General features: G+C 67.2%; 21 protein-coding genes. 14 read left to right on the plus strand and 7 right to left on the minus strand.

Translation table 11 applies throughout. The features are described from left to right. Positions 1-19: 19 nt before the first annotated feature. From purB to AB0I14_RS18920, 3 genes are read left to right on the plus strand one after another with little or no spacing between them, the layout of a single operon-like run. Positions 20-1,438, plus strand: coding sequence for an adenylosuccinate lyase (gene purB / locus AB0I14_RS18910; protein WP_358024706.1), 1,419 nt, complete (start codon positions 20-22; stop codon positions 1,436-1,438). Then, the gene (locus AB0I14_RS18915; RefSeq protein ID WP_358024709.1) at positions 1,435-2,658 is read left to right on the plus strand and encodes a cytochrome P450; all 1,224 of its coding nucleotides are present in this window, start codon (positions 1,435-1,437) and stop codon (positions 2,656-2,658) included. The genes purB and AB0I14_RS18915 overlap by 4 nt, the downstream gene beginning before the upstream one ends. A gap of 32 nt (positions 2,659-2,690) precedes the next feature. Then, positions 2,691-3,278: a DUF1707 domain-containing protein gene (locus tag AB0I14_RS18920; protein ID WP_358024712.1), complete on the plus strand. Its 588-nt coding sequence runs from the start codon at positions 2,691-2,693 to the stop codon at positions 3,276-3,278. Here AB0I14_RS18920 and AB0I14_RS18925 read toward each other — a convergent pair. Together AB0I14_RS18925 and AB0I14_RS18930 are read right to left on the minus strand one after the other, a co-directional pair. Next, positions 3,214-4,113 carry a type IV toxin-antitoxin system AbiEi family antitoxin domain-containing protein gene (locus AB0I14_RS18925; protein WP_358024715.1) on the minus strand — a complete coding sequence of 300 codons (900 nt, stop codon included), beginning with the start codon at positions 4,111-4,113 and terminating at the stop codon, positions 3,214-3,216. The two genes, AB0I14_RS18920 and AB0I14_RS18925, sit on opposite strands and share 65 nt — an antisense overlap. Before the next feature lie 101 nt (positions 4,114-4,214). Further along, a complete protein-coding gene (locus tag AB0I14_RS18930) occupies positions 4,215-4,838 on the minus strand; it encodes a hypothetical protein (RefSeq protein WP_358024718.1) in 624 nt (207 codons plus the stop codon). Positions 4,839-4,868: 30 nt separating this feature from the next. On the opposite strand from AB0I14_RS18930, the gene AB0I14_RS18935 reads away from it, so the two are divergent. Next, positions 4,869-5,756, plus strand: a complete 888-nt coding sequence (locus AB0I14_RS18935) for a phosphoribosylaminoimidazolesuccinocarboxamide synthase (RefSeq protein WP_358024721.1) — start codon at positions 4,869-4,871, stop codon at positions 5,754-5,756. After that, positions 5,753-7,900, plus strand: a complete 2,148-nt coding sequence (locus AB0I14_RS18940) for a S9 family peptidase (RefSeq protein WP_358024724.1) — start codon at positions 5,753-5,755, stop codon at positions 7,898-7,900. The genes AB0I14_RS18935 and AB0I14_RS18940 overlap by 4 nt, the downstream gene beginning before the upstream one ends. On the opposite strand, the gene AB0I14_RS18945 is transcribed toward AB0I14_RS18940, so the two are convergent. Further along, a complete protein-coding gene (locus AB0I14_RS18945) occupies positions 7,829-8,275 on the minus strand; it encodes a DoxX family protein (protein WP_358024727.1) in 447 nt (148 codons plus the stop codon). The genes AB0I14_RS18940 and AB0I14_RS18945 overlap by 72 nt on opposite strands. 86 nt (positions 8,276-8,361) lie before the next feature. Between AB0I14_RS18945 and AB0I14_RS18950 the strand changes: the two genes are divergently transcribed. From AB0I14_RS18950 to AB0I14_RS18965, 4 genes are all read left to right on the plus strand, one after another. Further along, positions 8,362-8,907 carry a TetR/AcrR family transcriptional regulator gene (locus AB0I14_RS18950; RefSeq protein ID WP_358024730.1) on the plus strand — a complete coding sequence of 182 codons (546 nt, stop codon included), beginning with the start codon at positions 8,362-8,364 and terminating at the stop codon, positions 8,905-8,907. 28 nt (positions 8,908-8,935) lie between these two features. Beyond that, positions 8,936-9,424: a glutathione peroxidase gene (locus tag AB0I14_RS18955; RefSeq protein ID WP_358024733.1), complete on the plus strand. Its 489-nt coding sequence runs from the start codon at positions 8,936-8,938 to the stop codon at positions 9,422-9,424. An 80-nt stretch (positions 9,425-9,504) separates the two neighbouring features. Further along, on the plus strand, positions 9,505-10,209 hold the full coding sequence (locus tag AB0I14_RS18960; RefSeq protein ID WP_358024736.1) for a DUF2334 domain-containing protein: 705 nt from the start codon (positions 9,505-9,507) through the stop codon (positions 10,207-10,209). Positions 10,210-10,230: 21 nt separating this feature from the next. Further along, positions 10,231-11,901: an FAD-binding dehydrogenase gene (locus AB0I14_RS18965; RefSeq protein ID WP_358024739.1), complete on the plus strand. Its 1,671-nt coding sequence runs from the start codon at positions 10,231-10,233 to the stop codon at positions 11,899-11,901. A gap of 10 nt (positions 11,902-11,911) precedes the next feature. Here AB0I14_RS18965 and AB0I14_RS18970 read toward each other — a convergent pair whose 3' ends face one another. Next, on the minus strand, positions 11,912-12,550 hold the full coding sequence (locus AB0I14_RS18970) for an MBL fold metallo-hydrolase (RefSeq protein WP_358024742.1): 639 nt from the start codon (positions 12,548-12,550) through the stop codon (positions 11,912-11,914). Positions 12,551-12,569: 19 nt separating this feature from the next. Here AB0I14_RS18970 and AB0I14_RS18975 point away from each other — a divergent pair, with 19 nt between their 5' ends. The 3 genes from AB0I14_RS18975 to purQ are packed head-to-tail and all read left to right on the plus strand — an operon-like array spanning position 12,570 to position 14,153. Beyond that, positions 12,570-13,232 carry an ATPase gene (locus AB0I14_RS18975; RefSeq protein ID WP_358024745.1) on the plus strand — a complete coding sequence of 221 codons (663 nt, stop codon included), beginning with the start codon at positions 12,570-12,572 and terminating at the stop codon, positions 13,230-13,232. A 10-nt stretch (positions 13,233-13,242) separates the two neighbouring features. Next, positions 13,243-13,482: a phosphoribosylformylglycinamidine synthase subunit PurS gene (gene purS, locus AB0I14_RS18980; protein WP_054603966.1), complete on the plus strand. Its 240-nt coding sequence runs from the start codon at positions 13,243-13,245 to the stop codon at positions 13,480-13,482. Beyond that, positions 13,479-14,153, plus strand: coding sequence for a phosphoribosylformylglycinamidine synthase subunit PurQ (gene purQ / locus AB0I14_RS18985; protein ID WP_358024750.1), 675 nt, complete (start codon positions 13,479-13,481; stop codon positions 14,151-14,153). The genes purS and purQ overlap by 4 nt, the downstream gene beginning before the upstream one ends. Before the next feature lie 93 nt (positions 14,154-14,246). Here purQ and AB0I14_RS18990 read toward each other — a convergent pair whose 3' ends face one another. Beyond that, positions 14,247-15,044, minus strand: coding sequence for a family 1 encapsulin nanocompartment shell protein (locus tag AB0I14_RS18990; protein ID WP_358024753.1), 798 nt, complete (start codon positions 15,042-15,044; stop codon positions 14,247-14,249). Then, positions 15,041-16,051 carry a Dyp-type peroxidase gene (locus AB0I14_RS18995; protein ID WP_358024756.1) on the minus strand — a complete coding sequence of 337 codons (1,011 nt, stop codon included), beginning with the start codon at positions 16,049-16,051 and terminating at the stop codon, positions 15,041-15,043. The genes AB0I14_RS18990 and AB0I14_RS18995 overlap by 4 nt, the downstream gene beginning before the upstream one ends. A 50-nt stretch (positions 16,052-16,101) precedes the next feature. Between AB0I14_RS18995 and AB0I14_RS19000 the strand changes: the two genes are divergently transcribed. Together AB0I14_RS19000 and AB0I14_RS19005 are read left to right on the plus strand one after the other, a co-directional pair. Continuing rightward, complete coding sequence (locus AB0I14_RS19000; protein ID WP_358024759.1) at positions 16,102-17,364, plus strand: M18 family aminopeptidase; 1,263 nt, start codon at positions 16,102-16,104, stop codon at positions 17,362-17,364. Positions 17,365-17,398: 34 nt separating this feature from the next. Beyond that, positions 17,399-17,746 (plus strand): VOC family protein, encoded by a 348-nt coding sequence (locus tag AB0I14_RS19005; protein WP_358024762.1) that lies wholly within the window; start codon positions 17,399-17,401, stop codon positions 17,744-17,746. A 21-nt stretch (positions 17,747-17,767) separates the two neighbouring features. Here AB0I14_RS19005 and AB0I14_RS19010 read toward each other — a convergent pair whose 3' ends face one another. Further along, complete coding sequence (locus tag AB0I14_RS19010; protein ID WP_358024765.1) at positions 17,768-18,748, minus strand: hypothetical protein; 981 nt, start codon at positions 18,746-18,748, stop codon at positions 17,768-17,770. Positions 18,749-18,823: the final 75 nt, after the last annotated feature.

An 18,823-nucleotide genomic window follows, 5' to 3' on the forward strand; every position in this document is an offset into this window, starting at 1 on the left:
GGCCGTAAGCTGTGTGTTCGTGACGATCCCGAATGTTCTGGCCAACCGCTACGCCAGCGACGAAATGGTCGCGATCTGGTCGCCGGAGGCCAAGATCGTCGCCGAACGCCGACTCTGGCTCGCCGTGCTGCGTGCGCAGACCGAGCTGGGTGTCCCGGTGCCCGACGGCGTGGTCGACGACTACGAGCGGGTCCTGGAGAACGTCGACCTCGCCTCGATCGCGGCGCGCGAGCGTGTCACCCGCCACGACGTCAAGGCGCGCATCGAGGAGTTCAACGCGCTGGCCGGCCACGAGCACGTGCACAAGGGCATGACGAGCCGCGACCTCACCGAGAACGTCGAGCAGCTGCAGATCCGCCGCTCCCTGGAGCTGGTGTTCGCCCACGGCGTCGCGGTGGTCGCCCGGCTGGCCGAGCGTTCCGTCGTCTACCGCGACGTGGTGATGGCGGGCCGATCGCACAATGTGGCCGCGCAGGCCACCACGCTGGGTAAGCGGTTCGCCTCGGCGGCCGAAGAAAGTTTGGTGGCCCTTCAGCGGTTGCGCGAGCTGATCGACCGCTATCCGCTGCGTGGCATCAAGGGCCCGATGGGCACCGCCCAGGACATGCTCGACCTGTTCGACGGTGACACCGACAAACTGGCCGAATTGGAGCGCCGGGTCGCCCAATTCCTGGGATTCACAGACGTTTTCACCAGCGTCGGGCAGGTGTATCCACGCTCGCTCGACCACGACGTGCTCTCGGCACTGGTCCAGGTGGGCGCCGGCCCGTCGTCGCTGGCGCACACCATCCGGCTGATGGCCGGCCACGAACTGGTCACCGAGGGCTTCGCGCCCGGTCAGGTCGGCTCCTCGGCCATGCCGCACAAGATGAACACCCGGTCCTGTGAGCGGGTCAACGGTCTACAGGTGGTGCTGCGCGGCTACGCGTCGATGGCCGCCGAGTTGGCCGGCGCCCAGTGGAACGAGGGCGACGTGTTCTGCTCGGTGGTGCGCCGCGTCGCCCTGCCCGACGGCTTCTTCGCCGTCGACGGGCAGACCGAGACGTTCCTGACCGTGCTCGACGAGTTCGGTGCCTACCCCGCGGTGATCCAGCGCGAGCTGGACCGCTACCTGCCGTTCCTGGCCACCACGCGCATCCTGATCGCCGCGGTGCGGGCCGGCGTGGGCCGTGAAACCGCCCACGAGGTGATCAAGGAACACGCCGTCGCCGTCGCGCTGGACATGCGTGAGCGCGGTCTCGAACCCGACCTGCTGGACCGGCTGGCAGCCGACCCGCGGCTGCCGCTGGACCGGGCGGCCCTGGAGGCCGCGCTGGCCGACAAGCAGGCCTTCACCGGAGCGGCCGGGGCCCAGGTCGACGGGGTCGTCGCCGCCGTCGACGAACTGGTCAGCCGCTACCCGGAGGCCGCCAAGTACACCTCGGGTGCCATCTTGTGACGTTGGTGGCCGACCTCACCGATCTGGACAATTTCGCTGCCGGTTTCCCGCACGAGTTGTTCGACGCGCACCGTCGCGAAGCCCCGGTGTACTGGCACTCGCCGACGGAACACACTCCGGACGGTGAGGGCTTCTGGTCGGTGGCCACCCACGCCGAAACCCTTGCGGTACTGCGGGACGCGGAAACCTACTCCTCGGTGACCGGCGGGTCGCGGCCCTACGGCGGCACGCTGCTGCAGGACCTGGCCATCGCGGGGCAGGTGCTCAACATGATGGATGACCCGCGGCATTCCGAGATCCGCCGGCTGGTCAGCTCCGGGCTGACCCCGCGGATGATCCGGCGCGTCGAACACGATCTACGTGCCCGGACGCGGCGGTTGCTCGACGGGATCACGCCGGGTGAGCCGCTGGACTTCCTGGTCGACGTGGCTGCCGAGCTGCCCATGCAGATGATCTGCATTCTGCTGGGAGTGCCTGAATCCGAACGGCATTGGCTGTTCCACGCGATCGAGCCCCAATTCGACTTCGGCGGTTCCCGTTCGGCGGCCATGCCGCAGATGTCCGCCGAAGAGGCCGGCTCGCGGATGTACACGTACGGCTCCGAGTTGATTGCGGCGAAGCGGGCCGAACCCACCGACGACATGCTGTCAGTGGTGGCGAACGCGACACTGGCGGATGGTCTTGCCCCTCTCTCCGACCTCGAGCTCTACCTGTTCTTCAGCCTGCTGTTCAGTGCGGGCGCCGAGACCACCCGTAACTCGGTGGCGGGTGGGCTGCTGGCCCTGATCGAGCATCCCGACCAGATGGCCTTGCTGCGTGAGGATCTCGCGGAACTGCCGACGGCGATCGAGGAGATGGTGCGCTGGAGCTCGCCCTCACCGTCCAAACGGCGTACCGCCACCCGGGCAGTGTCCTTGGGCGGCTGCGACATCGAGCCGGGCCAGAAGGTGCAGGTCTGGGAAGGCTCGGCGAACCGGGATCCTCTGGTGTTCTCGCAGCCTGGTGTCTTCGATATCGCCCGTAAACCCAATCCGCACTTGGGTTTCGGCTACGGCATTCATTATTGTCTGGGCGCCAACCTGGCCCGGCTGGAGTTGCGGGTGTTGTTCGAGGAGCTGCTGGCCCGCTTCGGCAGCGCCCGGCTGGTCAAGCCCGTCGAGTGGACCCGCAGCAACCGCCACACCGGTATCCGGCATTTGGTGGTGGAGCTCGGGGCGTGAAACCCGAGGTTCCGTTCGCCTAACCTCAAGGCATGGACTCAGGCCAGAATGACCATCTCCGAGTCTCAGATGCCGACCGCGCGAAGGTAGGGCAACTGCTCGAACGCGCGGTAGCCGAGGGCTTGATCACGCTCGACGAGTTCAGCGAGCGCTACGACTCCGCACTGGCTGCCCGCACCCGCGGCGAGCTGAGCGCGGTGCTGGCCGATCTGCCCATGAGGGCACCGGCGGTGCAGCTTCCGCCTGAAGTGCTGCGAGGTTGGATGTCATCGATCGTGCGGCGTGGGCAGTGGACGGTGGCGCCCGCTCTGCACGTGAAAAGCCGGATGTGCAGCACGACGCTCGACTTCACCTCGGCGGTACTGCCCGGCCCGGTGGTGGAAATCGTGATCGACGACTACTGCAGCTCGACCGAGCTGATCCTGCCCGCGTCGGCCACCGCCGATGTCAACGGCGTCAACGCCGTCGCGGGAAGTGCCACGGTCAACGTGCCCACCAGCCCGCCGTCAGACCAGCTGCATCTCATCGTGCGCGGCCAGGTACGGATGGGGTCGGTCACTGTGCGGCACCCATTCGGAACGTGGATGCGGCGGCTGGGCTGGGGTAGACCGCAAACCTGATCTCGGCGATCACCCGCTGCGGGTACTCGGTCAGATCCAGCCAGGTAAATCGCAGGATCTGCCAGCCCATCAACGCGATCTCGTTCTGTCTGACCCGGTCCTTTTGAAAGACCTCCTGATCGCTGTGGAACGCCCAGCCGTCGGTTTCGATCGCGAGCCTGTGGCCGGGGAACGCCACGTCGATCAGGTATCTGCCCAGGCGGTAGTTGGCCTTCCAACCGGTGATCCGGGCTTCTCTGAGCAGCCTGATCAGTAACCGCTCGGCTTCCGAACGTGCCCCGTCGGCGGCGGCCTGGAGCAGCCTGCGGGCAGCGGGCGAACCGTGTCGGCCCTTGTTGCGCAGGTGCGCCCGCCACAGGTCACGCAGCTCGGTGTGGCGTTGCAGCGCGGAGTCCATGAGCTTGGCGCCGCCGCCACGCCGGGCAGCAGCTTCGACCACGGTCAGCGCCAGCGCGGTCACCCGCAATCCGCGGCGCTCCACGATGTCGCGGGGGTCGAGGTCACGCCGGCGCAGTGTGATGCCATGCCGCTGCGGGTGGTGGCCCGTTCTCGGGATGGTGACCTCAACGATTTCCGGCAGGTATCTCGTCACCTCGTGCCACCATGCGGCCGCCAGTCCGCTTGCTGTCGCATTCGGGCCCGCCGACCACACAGCGGCCCTGACCCGGGCTGAATCGGTGAGCGGTCGATCGTCGACGAAATACACCCCCGGCGAGCAGCGGAGCCAACGTCCGGACCGGACCCTGCGGTTGACCGCATCCTGGCTCAGTCCAGCCTGCTTGGCCTGCGCAAGCGTGATCACACCGTCGTGGTCGCGCAGATAGTCCTCGAGCACGCAATTTGGACGGTGTGCCCCGTCAAACGGTTCCCACCCCTGCGATTTGGGTGCGTTTGGCGGCGGTGGGCGCCGCTGATTGCACCGAAATCGCGGGGGGTTTACTCGATACGGCGCAGACGCATGCCGGCAGAACGCAGTTCCAGGGCGGCCAGGCCGCGGATGGCGCGCTGGTCTTGACTGCGCCACGCTCCGACGGGGTCGTCGGACACCGCGGTCAGCTTGGCCAGCGGCCGGTTGGCCAGTGCCCGCAGCGCGAGCAGCTGCTCCCCGGCGGCGGTCGAGGCCAGGGTGATCGCGGTCCACTTGCGCCGGAAGAACCGCACCCGAAGGTAGAGCCAGGGCATCGCCACGAAGAGGATCGGTGCGGCGGCCACCGCCAGGGCCAACACCCACGCCAGCCAGCTCGCCGTGCTGTCGAGGTTGTGGCCGGCGCCGGCGATGTCGAGGGCGGCGTCGCTGGCAGCGCGCAGCGGCTTGCTCAGGGTGTCGCCCACCAGGGGAACACTGTCGGTGCTGTCTCCGGCGGAGCCGAGGTTGTCTGCAATCCCGTTGGCGCCGCTCTCGACCTGCCTGCCGACCTCGGCGATGGTCGATACCGCTGAGTGCACGGCCATCCCGACCAATATCCACACCGCGGTCCAGGTGATGACGGCCACGTCGCTGAACAACTGGGCCAACAAGCGGCCGGGTCTGCTGGCATAGGGCAGGTACCGCGATCTCATGGAACCGATCCCAACACATAGGCTGGCCCAATGCGTCCCGCTCTGTCCGACTACCAGCACCTGGCCAGCGGCAAGGTCCGCGAGTTGTACCGCATCGACGACGAGCACCTGCTGTTCGTGGCGACCGACCGCATCTCGGCCTACGACTACGTCCTCGACTCGCAGATCCCGGACAAGGGCCGGATCCTGACAGCCATGAGCGTGTTCTTCTTCGACCTGATCAGCGCGCCCAACCATCTCGCCGGGCCGCCGGACGACGAGCGCATCCCGGCCGAGGTGCTGGGCCGCGCGCTGGTGGTGAGGAAGCTGAAGATGCTGCCGGTGGAATGTGTGGCCCGTGGCTACCTGACCGGCTCCGGACTGCTCGACTATCAGGCGTCGGGTTCGGTGTGCGGCATCCCGCTGCCGCCGGGCCTGGGGGAGGCGAGCAAGTTCGACGAGCCGCTGTTCACCCCGGCCACCAAGGCCGATATCGGCGAGCATGACGAGAACATCGCGTTCGCGCAGGTGATCGACCTGGTCGGGCCGGTGCTGGCCAACCAGTTGAAGGAACGCACGCTGCAGACCTACCTGCAAGGTGCCGACCACGCGTTGACCAAGGGCATCATCATCGCCGATACCAAATTCGAGTTCGGCGTCGATGGGCACGGCAACGTGGTGCTCGCCGATGAGGTGTTCACCCCGGATTCGTCGCGGTACTGGCGCGCCGAGTCCTATCAGCAGGGTGTGGTGCAGGACAGCTTCGACAAGCAGTTCGTCCGCAACTGGCTGACCGGGCCCGACTCGGGCTGGGATCGGCACGGCGACACTCCGCCGCCACCGCTGCCCGAGGAGATCGTGGCGGCCACCCGGGACCGGTACATCGAGGCGTACGAACGGATTTCGGGTCTGCGGTTCGAGGATTGGATCGGCGCATGACCCCGTCCGTGCAGCCGCCGGTCGCCAAGCGCGGCAACCATCGTCGTGAGCACCACGGTGATGTGTTCATCGACCCCTACGAATGGTTGCGCGACAAGGACGATCCCGAGGTGATCGCGCACCTGGAGGCCGAGAACGCCTACGCCGAGGACGCCACCGGGCATCTGGAGCCGTTGCGGCAGAAGATCTTCGACGAGATCAAGGCCCGCACCAAGGAAACCGACCTCTCGGTGCCGATGCGCCGCAACGGCTGGTGGTACTACGCGCGCAGCTTCGAGGGCAAGCAGTACGCGGTGCACTGTCGGTGCCCGATCGGCGATCCCGGCGACTGGACGCCTCCGGAGCTCGACGAGGGTGCCGAGATTTCCGGTGAGCAGGTCTTGCTCGACGAGAATGTCGAGGCCGACGGCCACGAGTACTTCTCGCTCGGCGCTGCCACGGTGAGCCTGGACGGCAATATCCTGGCCTATTCGGTGGACGTCTTGGGCGACGAGCGATACACCATGAAGTTCAAGGATTTACGCACCGGTGCGCTCTACGACGACACGATCGTCGGGATCGGCGCCGGCGGCACCTGGGCGGCCGACGGCCGCACGCTGTACTACACCACGGTGGACGACGCCTGGCGGCCCGACACCGTGTGGCGGCACCGGCTGGCGTCGGGCCTGCCGGCGGAGAAGGTGTATCACGAACCGGACGAGCGGTTCTGGGTCGCGATCGGTCGCAGCCGCAGCGACAAATACCTGTTCGTCGCCTCAGGCAGCGCGGTCACCACCGATGTCCGCTATGTCGATGCGAATGACCCGACCGCCGAGCTCACCACAGTCTGGGAGCGACGCGACCTGGTGGAGTACTCCGTCGAGCACGCCGTGGTCGGGGGCGAGGACCGGTTCCTGATCCTGCACAACGACGGCGCCGAGAACTTCATGCTGGTGGACGCTCCGGTCAGCGATCCCAGTGACTTCCGCCCCCTGATCGAACACCGGCCCGACGTGCGGCTGGACGGGATCGATGCGTTCGACGGTTTCCTGGTGATCAGTTACCGCAGTGAGGCATTGCCGAAGATGGCACTGTGGCCGCTCACCGCCGACGGCTACGGCACGCGCGAGGAGCTGACCTTCGACTCCGAGCTGACTGCCGCGGGGATGGGCGGCAACCCGAACTGGTCCACCCCGAAGTTGCGCATCGGCGCGACCTCGTTCATCACTCCGGCGCGGATCTACGACCTGGACCTGGCCACCGGGGAGCGCACCCTGCTGCGCGAACAACCGGTGCTGGGCGACTACCGACCGGAAGACTATGTGGAGCGCCGAGATTGGGCGACCGCCTCCGATGGGACGCGGGTTCCGATCTCGATCATCCACCGGGCCGGACTGCAGTTCCCGGCGCCTGCGCTGCTCTACGGTTACGGCGCCTACGAGTCGTGTGAGGATCCACGGTTCTCGATCGCCCGGTTGTCGTTGCTGGACCGCGGCATGGTGTTCGCGATCGCCCATGTGCGCGGCGGCGGAGAGCTGGGCCGGCCGTGGTACGAGCACGGCAAGATGCTGGAGAAGACCAACACCTTCACCGACTTCATCGCGGCGGCACGCCATCTCATCGACGCCGGCGTGACCCGCCCGCAGAATCTGGTGGCCCTCGGTGGCAGCGCCGGCGGATTGTTGATGGGCGCGGTGGCCAACATGGCCCCGGAGTTGTTCGCCGGGATCCTGGCCCAGGTGCCGTTCGTCGATGCGCTGACGACGATCCTGGATCCGTCGTTGCCGCTGACCGTGACCGAGTGGGACGAGTGGGGAAATCCCTTGGCGGACCCCGAGGTCTACCGCTATATGAAGTCCTACACCCCCTACGAGAACGTGGCGGCGCAGGACTATCCGGCGATCCTGGCGATGACCTCGCTCAACGACACCCGGGTGTACTACGTCGAACCGGCCAAATGGGTTGCCGCACTGCGACACACCAAGACTGACGGTCATCCCGTGCTGCTCAAGACGGAGATGGTGGCCGGCCACGGCGGTCTGTCCGGACGGTACGAGAGGTGGAAGGAAGCCGCGTTCCAGTACGCCTGGCTGCTAGCTGCCGCCGATCGCGACAATTACGGCAGCGGCCAGGTACACAGCCTCTTCGGCGGTCCGGACGCTTAACCGCGAGGTCATCGACTTCGGCGGGTTCGGCATCCGTGCGGCGTGAATGTTGGCGGGGTACATGGCCAGCATGAGCAGGAACAGGCAGACTGCGGCCGCCACCCGGGTGGGCGGACAGAGCAACCCGGCCGCACCGGCCAGTTCCAGCACGCCGGTGACCGTCACCAGGGCACCCGGGGCGGGCAGGGCCGGGGGCACGATGGCGATCATGTCGCGCCGCAACGGATTGACGAAGTGTGCGACGCCTGTCATGAGGAACATCGCGGCCAACCCGACCGCGATTGCCTCAGGCCAACTGTCGAGGTAATCCACGCCGAGCAGGCCGACTGCACGGGCCGCCACGCTGCCCAGAATCAGAGTCAGAAAGACGGCCATCGCAGGCTCCGATCTTGTCGGTGTCTAGATCAAACACGCTACGCGCTATCTAGGCGTTGTCAAGATCCGGGATTAGGATGGGCCGCATGGGCTATCACCATGGCGACCTCAAGGCCGCGATCCTCGCGCAGGCCGCCACCCTGGTGGCCGAACGCGGCGCCGACGGCATCTCGCTACGCGAACTCGCGCGGGCCGCGGGGGTCTCACATGCGGCCCCTGCGCACCACTTCACGGACCGGCGCGGGTTGTTCACCGCGCTGGCCACCGAAGGGTTTCAGCTTCTGGCCGAGGCGCTGACCGAGGCCAGGCCACAATTCATCGACGCCGCCAAGGCCTACGTGCGGTTCGCCCTCGCCCATCCCGGCCACTACGAGGTGATGTTCGACAAGTCGCTCTACGACGACACGGACGCCGAACTGGTTGCGGCCGCATCGTCCGCGGGCGCCGAACTCAACCGCGGGGTCGGCACCCTGGCCGACCCCAAGGCCGCCGCCGACCCGGAAAGTGCCGCCCTCGCCGCATGGTCCCTGGTGCACGGGTTTTCGATGTTGTGGCTCAACGACGCGATCGACACCGCGGGCGATCCGATCGCCAAGGTGGAGAGCCTGGCCGCCATCCTGTTCGACAACTAGGTGAGATGGCTCCGGTAACCTCGCGCACATGAGCCTCAACGAGATTCCGCTGACCACTCTCGACGGCAAGCCGACGACGTTGGCCGAGTTGGCAACCGGCGCAGCGCTGGTGGTCAACGTGGCGTCCAAATGTGGGCTGACGCCGCAGTACAGCGCCCTGGAGAAACTCGCACAGGATTACGCTGCGCGCGGGTTGACCGTCGTCGGAGTCCCCTGCAACCAATTCATGGGTCAGGAACCGGGCAGCGCCGAGGAGATCCAGACGTTCTGCTCGTCCACCTACGGGGTGACGTTCCCGTTGCTGGCCAAGACAGATGTCAACGGCACCGACCGCCACCCGCTCTACACCGAGCTGACCCAGGCCACCGATGCCGACGGGAAAGCCGGGGACATCCAGTGGAACTTCGAGAAGTTTCTGCTCGCCCCGGGTGGGACGGTGGCCAACCGGTTCCGTCCCCGCACCGAACCGGACGCACCCGAGGTGATCGCGGCCATCGAAGCGGTCCTGCCGGCCTGATCGCAGGGTCTATCCCAATGGACACTCGGCGTCAGAGTGTTCGACACCGTCCCGACATGTGACGTTGCCACACTGGCAGCGTGACCGGACAACTCATCGTCTCGATATCGCAGATCAGCGATCGCACGATGGCTGACGTCGAGTCGTTCTGCGCCGAGCTCGACACCCGTGGCGTTCCCGCCTCGATGATGGTGGCACCGCGGCTCAAGGGCGGTTACCGGTTAGACCGTGATGCCGACACCGTGGAATGGCTGTCCCGTCGGCGCAGCGGCGGTGACGCCATCGTGCTCCACGGCTACGACGAGGCCGCGACCAAGAAGCGTCGCGGCGAGTTCGCTACTTTGCCCGCCCATGAGGCCAACCTGCGACTGATGGGCGCCGACCGGGTGCTCGAACACCTGGGTCTGCGTACCCGGTTGTTCGCCGCCCCTGGCTGGACTGTTTCGCAGGGCACCGTGACGGCATTGCCGCGCAACGGCTTTCGACTGCTCGCCGATCTGAACGGCATCACCGACCTGGTCCGGCAGACCACGACGCGAGCGCGGGTGGTGGGTATCGGCGAGGGATTTCTGTCCGAGCCGTGGTGGTGCCGAACCGTCGTGCTCGCCGCTGAGCGCACTGCGCGACGCGAGGGTACGGTGCGGGTCGCGGTCGCTGCGAGACACCTGCGCAGGCCCGGCCCCAGGCAGGCGATGCTCGACGCGATCGACCTGGCTTTGCTGCACCAGTGCGTGCCCACCGTTTACCGGTGGCGAGGATTTTCGGTACTGACCGAGGCCGCCTGACTAGGTCTAGTCTTGCGTCTCATGGCAGACGCCGATGTCATTGTCGTGGGGGCGGGTCTGGCCGGATTGGTCGCCGCATGTGAACTGGTCGAGCGCCCCGGCGGAGCCGGGAGTTCAGGCCGGGGCCTCCGGGTACTGATCGTCGACCAGGAGAACGCTGCGAACCTGGGCGGCCAGGCGTTCTGGTCGTTCGGCGGCCTGTTCTTCGTCGACAGTCCCGAACAGCGCAGGCTCGGCATCCACGACAGCCAGGAGCTGGCCCTGCAGGACTGGTTGGGCACCGCCGGTTTCGACCGGCCCGAGGACCACTGGCCACGGGAGTGGGCGCACGCCTACGTCGATTTCGCTGCGGGGGAGAAGCGCAGCTGGCTACGGTCGCGGGGTTTGCAGACCTTCCCCTTGGTCGGGTGGGCCGAGCGGGGTGGTTACGGAGCGCTGGGGCACGGCAACTCGGTGCCGCGCTTCCACATCACCTGGGGGACCGGCCCGGCGATCGTCGACGTCTTCGCCCGCCGGTTGGTGGATGAGCCCCGGGTGCGATTTGCCCACCGGCACCGCGTCGATGAACTCATCGTCTCCGACGGCGCCGTCGTCGGCGTCCGGGGTTCGGTGCTGGAGCCGTCCGACGCTCCCCGCGGAGCGCCCTCGTCGCGGAACATCGTCGGAGAGTTCGAGTTCCGTGCATCGGCCGTGATCGTGGCCAGCGGTGGAATCGGTGGCAACCACGACCTGGTGCGCAAGAACTGGCCGGCCCGGATGGGCCGGGTACCCGACCAGCTGCTCAGCGGTGTACCTGCGCACGTCGACGGCCGCATGATCGACATCTCCGAGCAGGCCGGCGGGCACGTCATCAACAGCGACCGGATGTGGCACTACACCGAAGGCATCACCAACTACGATCCGATCTGGCCCGACCACGGGATCCGCATCCTGCCCGGTCCGTCATCATTGTGGTTGGACGCCAACGGAAAACGACTTCCCGGGCCGCTGTACCCCGGCTTCGACACCCTCGGCACGCTCGAACACATCTGCCGCACCGGGCAGGACTACACCTGGTTCATCCTCAACGCGCGGATCATCGCCAAGGAATTCGCGTTGTCCGGCCAGGAACAGAACCCCGACCTCACCTCCCGCAGCGTGCGTGACGTGCTGTCGCGGGTACGTCCCGGTGCGCCGGCCCCGGTGCAGGCCTTCGTCGACCGGGGTGTCGACTTCGTCAGCGCGCGTTCACTGCGCGAGCTGGTGGCCGCCATGAACGACGTGCCCGACGTGCTGGAACTCGACTACGCCACGGTGGCCGCCGAGGTCACCGCGCGAGACCGCGAGGTGGTCAACAAGTTCACCAAAGACGGGCAGGTCACCGCGATCCGGGCGGCCCGCAGCTACCTCGGTGACCGGTTCAGCCGCGTCGTCGCCCCGCACCCGCTCACCGACCCGAAGGCCGGTCCGATGATCGCCGTCAAACTACACATCCTGACCCGAAAGTCTTTGGGCGGGTTGGAGACCGATCTGGATTCCCGGGTGCTCAAGGAGAACGGCACCGCGTTCGCCGGACTGTACGCGGCGGGCGAGGCGGCTGGATTCGGCGGCGGCGGGGTGCACGGCTACCGGTCCCTGGAAGGCACGTTCCTGGGCGGCTGCATCTTCTCCGGCCGGGCGGCCGGACGGGGTGCGGCCGGCGATATCGCCTGAGGGCACCGAATCAGAATTCGGTGCCGTTTTCCTCGGTGAGCACCTGGAAGTCGGTGTTCGTCATCTCGGCCAATCGCCCGTAGTAGATGCCCCGCGCGCCCGGTTCGATGATCCCCTGATGGATCGGCACCGCCCGGGTCGGCGCTACCGCGCGCAGGAAGTCCACGGCCTCTGCGATTTTCATCCACGGTGCCGCCGCCGGCGTGGCGAGCACATCGACCGGTTCGCCGGGGACGAACAGCGCGTCACCCGGATGCATGAGCCGGGCCGGATGCTCGTCGTCGCCCAGCAGGTACGAAATATTGTCGATCACAGGGATTTCCGGGTGGATGACGGCATGCCTGCCACCGGTCCCGCGCACATTGAGCGAGCCGACCCGGAACGCGTCACCGACATGCACTGCCCGCCACGGCTCGCCGAGCTGCGCGGCGGTCTGCGGGTCGGCATACAACGCCGCCTGTGGGTTGGCCGCGATAAGCGCGGGCAACCGCGTGGTGTCGGCGTGGTCGGGGTGCTGGTGGGTGATCAGGATGGCCGACAAGCCGGTGATGCCTTCGAAGCCGTGCGAGAAGTTGCCCGGGTCGAACAGCACGGTGGTGTCGGAAATGCTGGCCAGTAGGCACGAATGTCCGAAATGCGTGAGTTGCATCCCTATATTGTGGCGCTCGGTGGGGATCTGGCGGGTGATCGTGACGATGTCGATCGTGCTCTGCGGGCTGGCCGTAGGGCCCCCTTCGGCTTGGTCGGAGCCCAGCGCCGACTGCCCGCCGCTGTGTGACCGCATCCCGGATTCAGCGTGGGTTCCCGCGTCGAAGCTCCCGCTGGCCCGTGAGTACCGCTGGCCCGGACTGGCCGGCTTGGCCGTGACCGCAGTGGCACCGCGCTTCCGCCTCGAGGAGGAGTGTGGGTCGCCGCTCGTGCCCGGTGACCCGCGCGGCTACGCCGTCGCGGCGCGATCGGAGGTGACGCAGCCCGCCGGTCAATGGCAACTGCGGGTCCAGGTCCTCCATTGGCGCGGGGAGACATGGCTGGGCGGACAGACCGCTCTCGCGGTGGTGCAGGGCGCCGGGGGTGCGCTGCGCAGCTGTCCAGGGGTCGGGACGTCGATCACCACCGACCGGCCTGGGCAGCTGGTGGCGGCGATCAATTTCGGTAACACCAGGGTCCTGCATCAGTACCTGCTCGCCGATCCGGACAACAGCACTGTGGTGGAGCTGGCCATGTGGTCGAGCACGCCACCACAGGTTCCATGGTCGGCGCCGTCCGATCGCCAGGTGCTCGATGCGCTGGCCGACCCACTGTGCACGGCTTACATCGGGTCGTGCCGGTAGAGTGTGCGCCGTGGCAAAGGTGGTTGTGCACGTCATGCCCAAGGCGGAGATCCTCGACCCGCAAGGTCAGGCGATCGTCGGGGCACTTGGTCGTCTTGGACATGGTGGTATCGCGGACGTCCGTCAGGGCAAGCGTTTCGAGCTCGAAGTCGACGACTCCGTAGCCGACGAAACCCTGGCCGAGATCGCTGAGTCTCTGCTGGCCAACACGGTTATCGAGGACTTTTCGGTGAGCCGGGAGGATTCGTGAGCACCCGTGTCGGGGTGATCACCTTCCCCGGGACGCTCGACGACGTCGACGCGGCCCGTGCGGTACGTCTGGCCGGGGCCGAGGCGGTCAGCCTGTGGCACGCCGACGCCGATCTGAAGGGTGTCGACGCGGTCGTCGTCCCCGGCGGCTTCTCCTACGGCGACTACCTGCGCTGCGGGGCGATCGCGAAGTTCGCCCCCGTGATGGGTTCGGTGGTGGAAGCTGCCGGTCGCGGCATGCCGGTCCTCGGGATCTGCAACGGCTTCCAGGTGCTGTGCGAGGCCGGGCTGCTCCCAGGCGCACTGACCCGTAACGCCGGCCTGCATTTCATCTGCCGCGATGTGTGGCTGGAGGTCGCCTCCAACACCACCGCGTGGACCACCCGGTATGACGCCGGCGCGGATCTGCTGATCCCGTTGAAGTCGGGGGAGGGCCGTTACGTCGCCTCCGAGGCGGTGCTCGACGAACTCGAGGGTGAGGGTCGTGTGGTCTTCCGCTACCGCGAGAACCTCAACGGCTCGATGCGCGGCATCGCGGGCGTCTGCTCGGAAAACCGTCGTGTCGTCGGCCTGATGCCGCACCCCGAACATGCCACCGAGGCGTTGACCGGTCCGTCCGATGACGGGCTCGGTTTGTTCTACTCCGCGCTCGACGCGGTGCTCTCGGTCTAGCTTTCTGCCTCACTCGGCACTGCGAGCGACCGCTGAGGTACGCAATTTACGGCGTGTCGGCGTACAGACACGGTCGCTCGCGGTGCAAGGGGATCAGGCGGTGAGGGCGACGGACGCCTCGGCGGTGTAGGCCAGGAACGTCATGGTCTCCTGCAGGTACAGCTGCACGCTCTCGGCGTCGTGGGACAGGTAGCCGATCGACACGTCGGTGCCCAGTTGCAGATCGAAATCCCCACCGCGGGTGGACAGGACGAACGCTCCGTCGATCGCCGGCGCCCAGATGATCTCACCGTCGACCAGCCGGCTCAGGTGCTCGCGGATGGGATAACCGTGCGCGGTGGTCTCGCTGACCTTGGTGTACGTGGCGGCCGAGAGCAGCACCGAGTACGGCCCGTCGACACCGGCCAGTCGCAGTTCTGAGAGCGCCTGGGCGATCACGTCGGGAATCTCGCGGGCGTCGTCGGGCAGGGCCAGCGCCGGGTTGGAGCTCGAGCTGCGGATGCCTTCGATCTCAGCCGCCGGATAGCCCTCGAAGATCGCCCGGTCCTCGACGAAGGCCAGCTTCTTGGCGGCGTCCTTGACCGGATCCCAGTCGGAGTCCTGCGCGCCGCGCTCGACGTCGTCAATCGCGGTGCGCGACACCGTGAACGGCACGCGCAGGCGCACCAGCGGCCTGGCGCCGCGCAGGTGGGCGACCACGCCTTCACCGGGCGACTTCACGTCGAGCAGATGGCCCGTGCTGACCGCCGCGGTGACCGGGCCGCCGGGCTCGCTGACATCGACCACGCGCCGGCCGGCGATGTGGCGCTTGAAGGTTCGGCTGGCCTCGAGTTCGATCTCCGCCCACGCGGACTCGGTGATCGGGGCCAGCTCGCGGTACAAGTTGTTCATTGCGGGATTCCTTTCAAGCTGCCGATCGCAAGGGAGGGGTCTTTCTCGGGTGCCGCCGGTTCCGCGACCGAAACCGGAAGCGGCGGTGGATCATCGAGGAAGTCGATGGTGGGGACGAAGAACATGCCGCCGGTCACGGCGGTGGAGAAATCGAGGATCCGGTCGGTGTTGCCGGGAGGATCGCCGATGAACATGTTGGTCAGCATGCGTTCGGTGATGGCCGGGTCGGCGCAGTAGCCGATGTAGTACGTGCCGAATTCGCCGCCGCCGAGTTCACCGAACGGCATGTTGCGCCGCACGATCTTCAGCTCGTTGCCGTCCTCATCGGTGATGACATTCAGCGCGATGTGAGAGTTGGAAGGTTTGACGTCGTCGGGCATTTCGATGTCGTCGAGCTTGGTGCGCCCGATTACGCGCTGCTGTTCCTCGACCGACAGGGAGCGCCAATCCGTCATCGCATGCACGTACTTCTGGATGTGCACGTAGCTGGCTCCGGCGAACTCGGGGTCCTCGGCGCCGATCTGAACGGCGGCCGCCGCAGTGGACCCGTTCGGGTTCTCGGTGCCGTCGACGAAGCCGAGGAGGTCCCGGTTGTCGAAGTACTGGAACCCGTGCACCTCGTCGACAACCGTGACGGCACTGCCGAACTCCTGCAGCATGCGGTCGGCCAACTCGAAACACACGTCCATGGTGTCGGCGCGGATGTGCAACAACACATCACCCGGGGTGGACGGTGCCTGATGTCGTCCGCCGTCGAGAGCGATGAACGGATGCAGACTGGCCGGACGCGGCCCGGCGAACAGGCGATCCCAGGCCGCCGAACCGATCCCGGCCACCAGCGACAGCTCCTTGGTGGTATCGCGGAACCAGATCGAGCGGACGATGCCCGAGATGTCGGGAAGCACGTCGTGAACGGCCTGCTCACCGTCTTCCTCGATCGTCAGCACCAGAAAGATGGCTGCCCGTGTCAGAAGGTTCAGCACCGGCTGGGGGATCGGATCGGGCACAAACCGACCCTACCGACACCTGCGGCCGCTTCGCCGGTCAAGATGAAAAGATGCCAGCTAGCCCCCAGAGCCTGTGCGAGTTCATCGATGCGTCACCGTCTCCGTTCCACGTGTGCGCCACCGCCGCGCAACACTTGCGTGACGCGGGATACACCGAGCTGGCCGAGACCGACAGCTGGCCAGGCTCGCGAGGAAAGTGCTTCACGGTGCGCGCGGGTTCACTGGTGGCCTGGAATGCCGAGGGCACTGACCCTGCTGCGCCGTTCCGGGTCGTCGGCGGTCACACCGACAGCCCCAACCTCCGGGTCAAACAGCACCCGGACCGGGTCGTCGCAGGCTGGCAGGTGGTGGCGCTGCAGCCGTACGGCGGGGCCTGGCTGAACTCCTGGCTGGACCGAGACCTCGGGATCAGCGGCCGGCTCTCGGTCCGCGACGGCAACCGCATCGAACATCGGCTGATCCGGATCGACGATCCGATCCTGCGCGTGCCGCAGCTCGCCATTCACCTGTCCGAGGATCGCAAGGGCGTGAGCCCGGATCCGCAGCGCCACGTCAACGCGGTGTGGGGCCTCGGGGAGCGTCCGCGGTCCTTCGTCGGGTTCGTGGCCGAGCGGGCCGGGGTCCAACCGGATGGGCTGCTCGGTTTTGATCTGATGACCCACGACCTGACGCCGTCGGCGATCACCGGAGCCGACCGTGAGTTCGTCAGCGCACCGCGGCTGGACAACCAGGCCACCTGCTATGCCGGGCTGGAGGGATTCCTGGCGGCAGGCTCCGACACCCACGTGGCGGTGCTGGCGCTGTTCGACCACGAGGAAGTCGGCTCGACGTCGGATCACGGCGCACAGTCCGAGCTGCTGCCGACCGTGCTCGAGCGCATCGTGCTCGCCGCGGGTGGTAGCCGGGAAGACTTCCTGCGCCGGTCGGCCGGATCGATGGTGGCCTCCGGGGACATGGCGCATGCGACGCACCCGAACTACCCGGACCGCCATGAGCCCGGCCACCTGATCGAGGTCAACGCCGGGCCCGTGCTCAAGGTGCAGCCCAACCTGCGCTACGCGACCGACGGCCGCACCGCGGCGGCGTTCGCGCTGGCCTGCGATCAGGCCGGCGTTCCGCTGCAACGCTATGAGCACCGCGCCGACCTGCCGTGCGGGTCGACCATCGGGCCGATGACCTCGGCGCGCACCGGAATCCCGACCGTCGACGTGGGTGCGGCCCAGTTGGCCATGCACTCCGCGCGGGAGTTCATGGGCGCCCACGACGTCGCGGCCTACTCGGCGGCATTACAGGCGTTTCTTTCGCCGCACTGACGGGGTGTCACCGCCTCGGTCTAGGGTCGGCGCCATGACGCTCTCGGTGGAAATGATCACGTTCGACTGCACCGATCCCGACACGCTGGCCCGGTGGTGGGCGCAGGCCGTCGACGGCACGGTAAATGCCGTCGTCCCAGGCGAATTCGTTCTCGTCGAGCTGCCCAACGGGCCCAACCTCGGTTTTCAGCACGTCGACGACCCGACTCCGGGCAAGAACCGCGTACACGTCGACTTCCACGCTGCGGACATGGAAGCCGAGGTAACCCGGCTGGTGGGCCTCGGCGCCACCGAGACCGGGCGGCACAGCTTCGGCGAAGAGTTCCGCTGGGTCGTGCTCAACGACCCGGCCGGCAACGCGTTCTGCATCGCGGGCGGATAGCACCGGCCGTGCCGGCAGGGCTCACCGCGGACAGTTCTCGAACTGGGCGCGCAGCCTGGTCTGCAGGTCCGCCATCGGTGGCGTCCGCGGCTGGGGTTCCTGAGCATCCTTCGAACAACCCCCGGGCCGGACGGTGATCTGTGCGTCCTCGATTTCGTACACCGCGGGCAGTCCCGAGTTCTTGACGAGCTGAAGCTGGTCGACGACAACGCGATCCACGTCGTCACCCGTAGGCACGTCCTCGATGGACAAGCGAGGCGGCTTCAGATCGAATCCCCCCTTGGTCGGTGCCAGCCGATCGAGTGCCTCCCAGAGAGCGAGCTGCTCCCGGGTGGGCAGGCCGTGGTTCGACCGGATGCTCGGTGCTCTGTTGCTGTCCGCATCGAAGATGCTCCAGTCCGCGGTCGAGTCCGGAAAGTCGGTGATCAGCTTCCGGACCGAGGCCGCGAACTGCGAAGCGCCGAGCGGGTCACTCCAATGGTCGAAACTGCGCAGGGTCACCTCCAGACTGGTGTTCGCCGATCGCCACGCGCCGTCGGGGGATGCCGACCCGGCGATCTCGTACCCGTAGTCACCCTGCGACAGTCTGAGCCAGTCCTGCCACGGCGCGTCCGGGGTGGCCTTCGACGGTTCGAAGCCGAGATACATCGTGGAGCCTGACTGGGCGGGGAAGGATGGGGCTGAACGTCTCACATGGAGGCTGGCCCCCAGCCCGCCGTACACCATCGACCCGTGGATCTGGTCGGCGAAGGTGCGCCCGAGCGCCGACAGTTGGTCTGCGGTGGCATCGGCACTGACGTAGACATCGAAGCCGGCGGTGCGGACCCCGAACCCGCTGTTGCTCGAGACGGTATGTGTGACGAACGTGACGCCGGGTTGGCGCTTCAACGCGTTGTCGATCAGGCCGGCCGACCACGAGCCCCTGAACTGGCAACACGTCATGCCGAGGATCAGCACCACGCCGAGAATGGCCAGCCACACCTTCGACCCGAGCTTGCGCATCCGCTGAGTATGCCGCCGCGCGGGCGGGTGGAGGTGCAGCCAGCAATCGCCGGTCGGAAGTGCGAGATCGGCAAC

Source organism: Mycobacterium sp. NPDC050441, from assembly GCF_040655355.1.
Lineage (GTDB): Bacteria > Actinomycetota > Actinomycetes > Mycobacteriales > Mycobacteriaceae > Mycobacterium.

Coding starts and splice junctions, on each gene's coding strand:
- AB0I14_RS18920 (WP_358024712.1), top strand. CDS start 2,691: ATGGACTCAGGCCAGAATGACCATCTCCGAGTCTCAGATGCCGACCGC.
- AB0I14_RS18930 (WP_358024718.1), bottom strand. CDS start 4,838: ATGAGATCGCGGTACCTGCCCTATGCCAGCAGACCCGGCCGCTTGTTG.
- AB0I14_RS18935 (WP_358024721.1), top strand. CDS start 4,869: ATGCGTCCCGCTCTGTCCGACTACCAGCACCTGGCCAGCGGCAAGGTC.
- AB0I14_RS18940 (WP_358024724.1), top strand. CDS start 5,753: ATGACCCCGTCCGTGCAGCCGCCGGTCGCCAAGCGCGGCAACCATCGT.
- AB0I14_RS18945 (WP_358024727.1), bottom strand. CDS start 8,275: ATGGCCGTCTTTCTGACTCTGATTCTGGGCAGCGTGGCGGCCCGTGCA.
- AB0I14_RS18950 (WP_358024730.1), top strand. CDS start 8,362: ATGGGCTATCACCATGGCGACCTCAAGGCCGCGATCCTCGCGCAGGCC.
- AB0I14_RS18955 (WP_358024733.1), top strand. CDS start 8,936: ATGAGCCTCAACGAGATTCCGCTGACCACTCTCGACGGCAAGCCGACG.
- AB0I14_RS18965 (WP_358024739.1), top strand. CDS start 10,231: ATGGCAGACGCCGATGTCATTGTCGTGGGGGCGGGTCTGGCCGGATTG.
- AB0I14_RS18970 (WP_358024742.1), bottom strand. CDS start 12,550: ATGCAACTCACGCATTTCGGACATTCGTGCCTACTGGCCAGCATTTCC.
- AB0I14_RS18990 (WP_358024753.1), bottom strand. CDS start 15,044: ATGAACAACTTGTACCGCGAGCTGGCCCCGATCACCGAGTCCGCGTGG.
- AB0I14_RS19000 (WP_358024759.1), top strand. CDS start 16,102: ATGCCAGCTAGCCCCCAGAGCCTGTGCGAGTTCATCGATGCGTCACCG.
- AB0I14_RS19005 (WP_358024762.1), top strand. CDS start 17,399: ATGACGCTCTCGGTGGAAATGATCACGTTCGACTGCACCGATCCCGAC.
- AB0I14_RS19010 (WP_358024765.1), bottom strand. CDS start 18,748: ATGCGCAAGCTCGGGTCGAAGGTGTGGCTGGCCATTCTCGGCGTGGTG.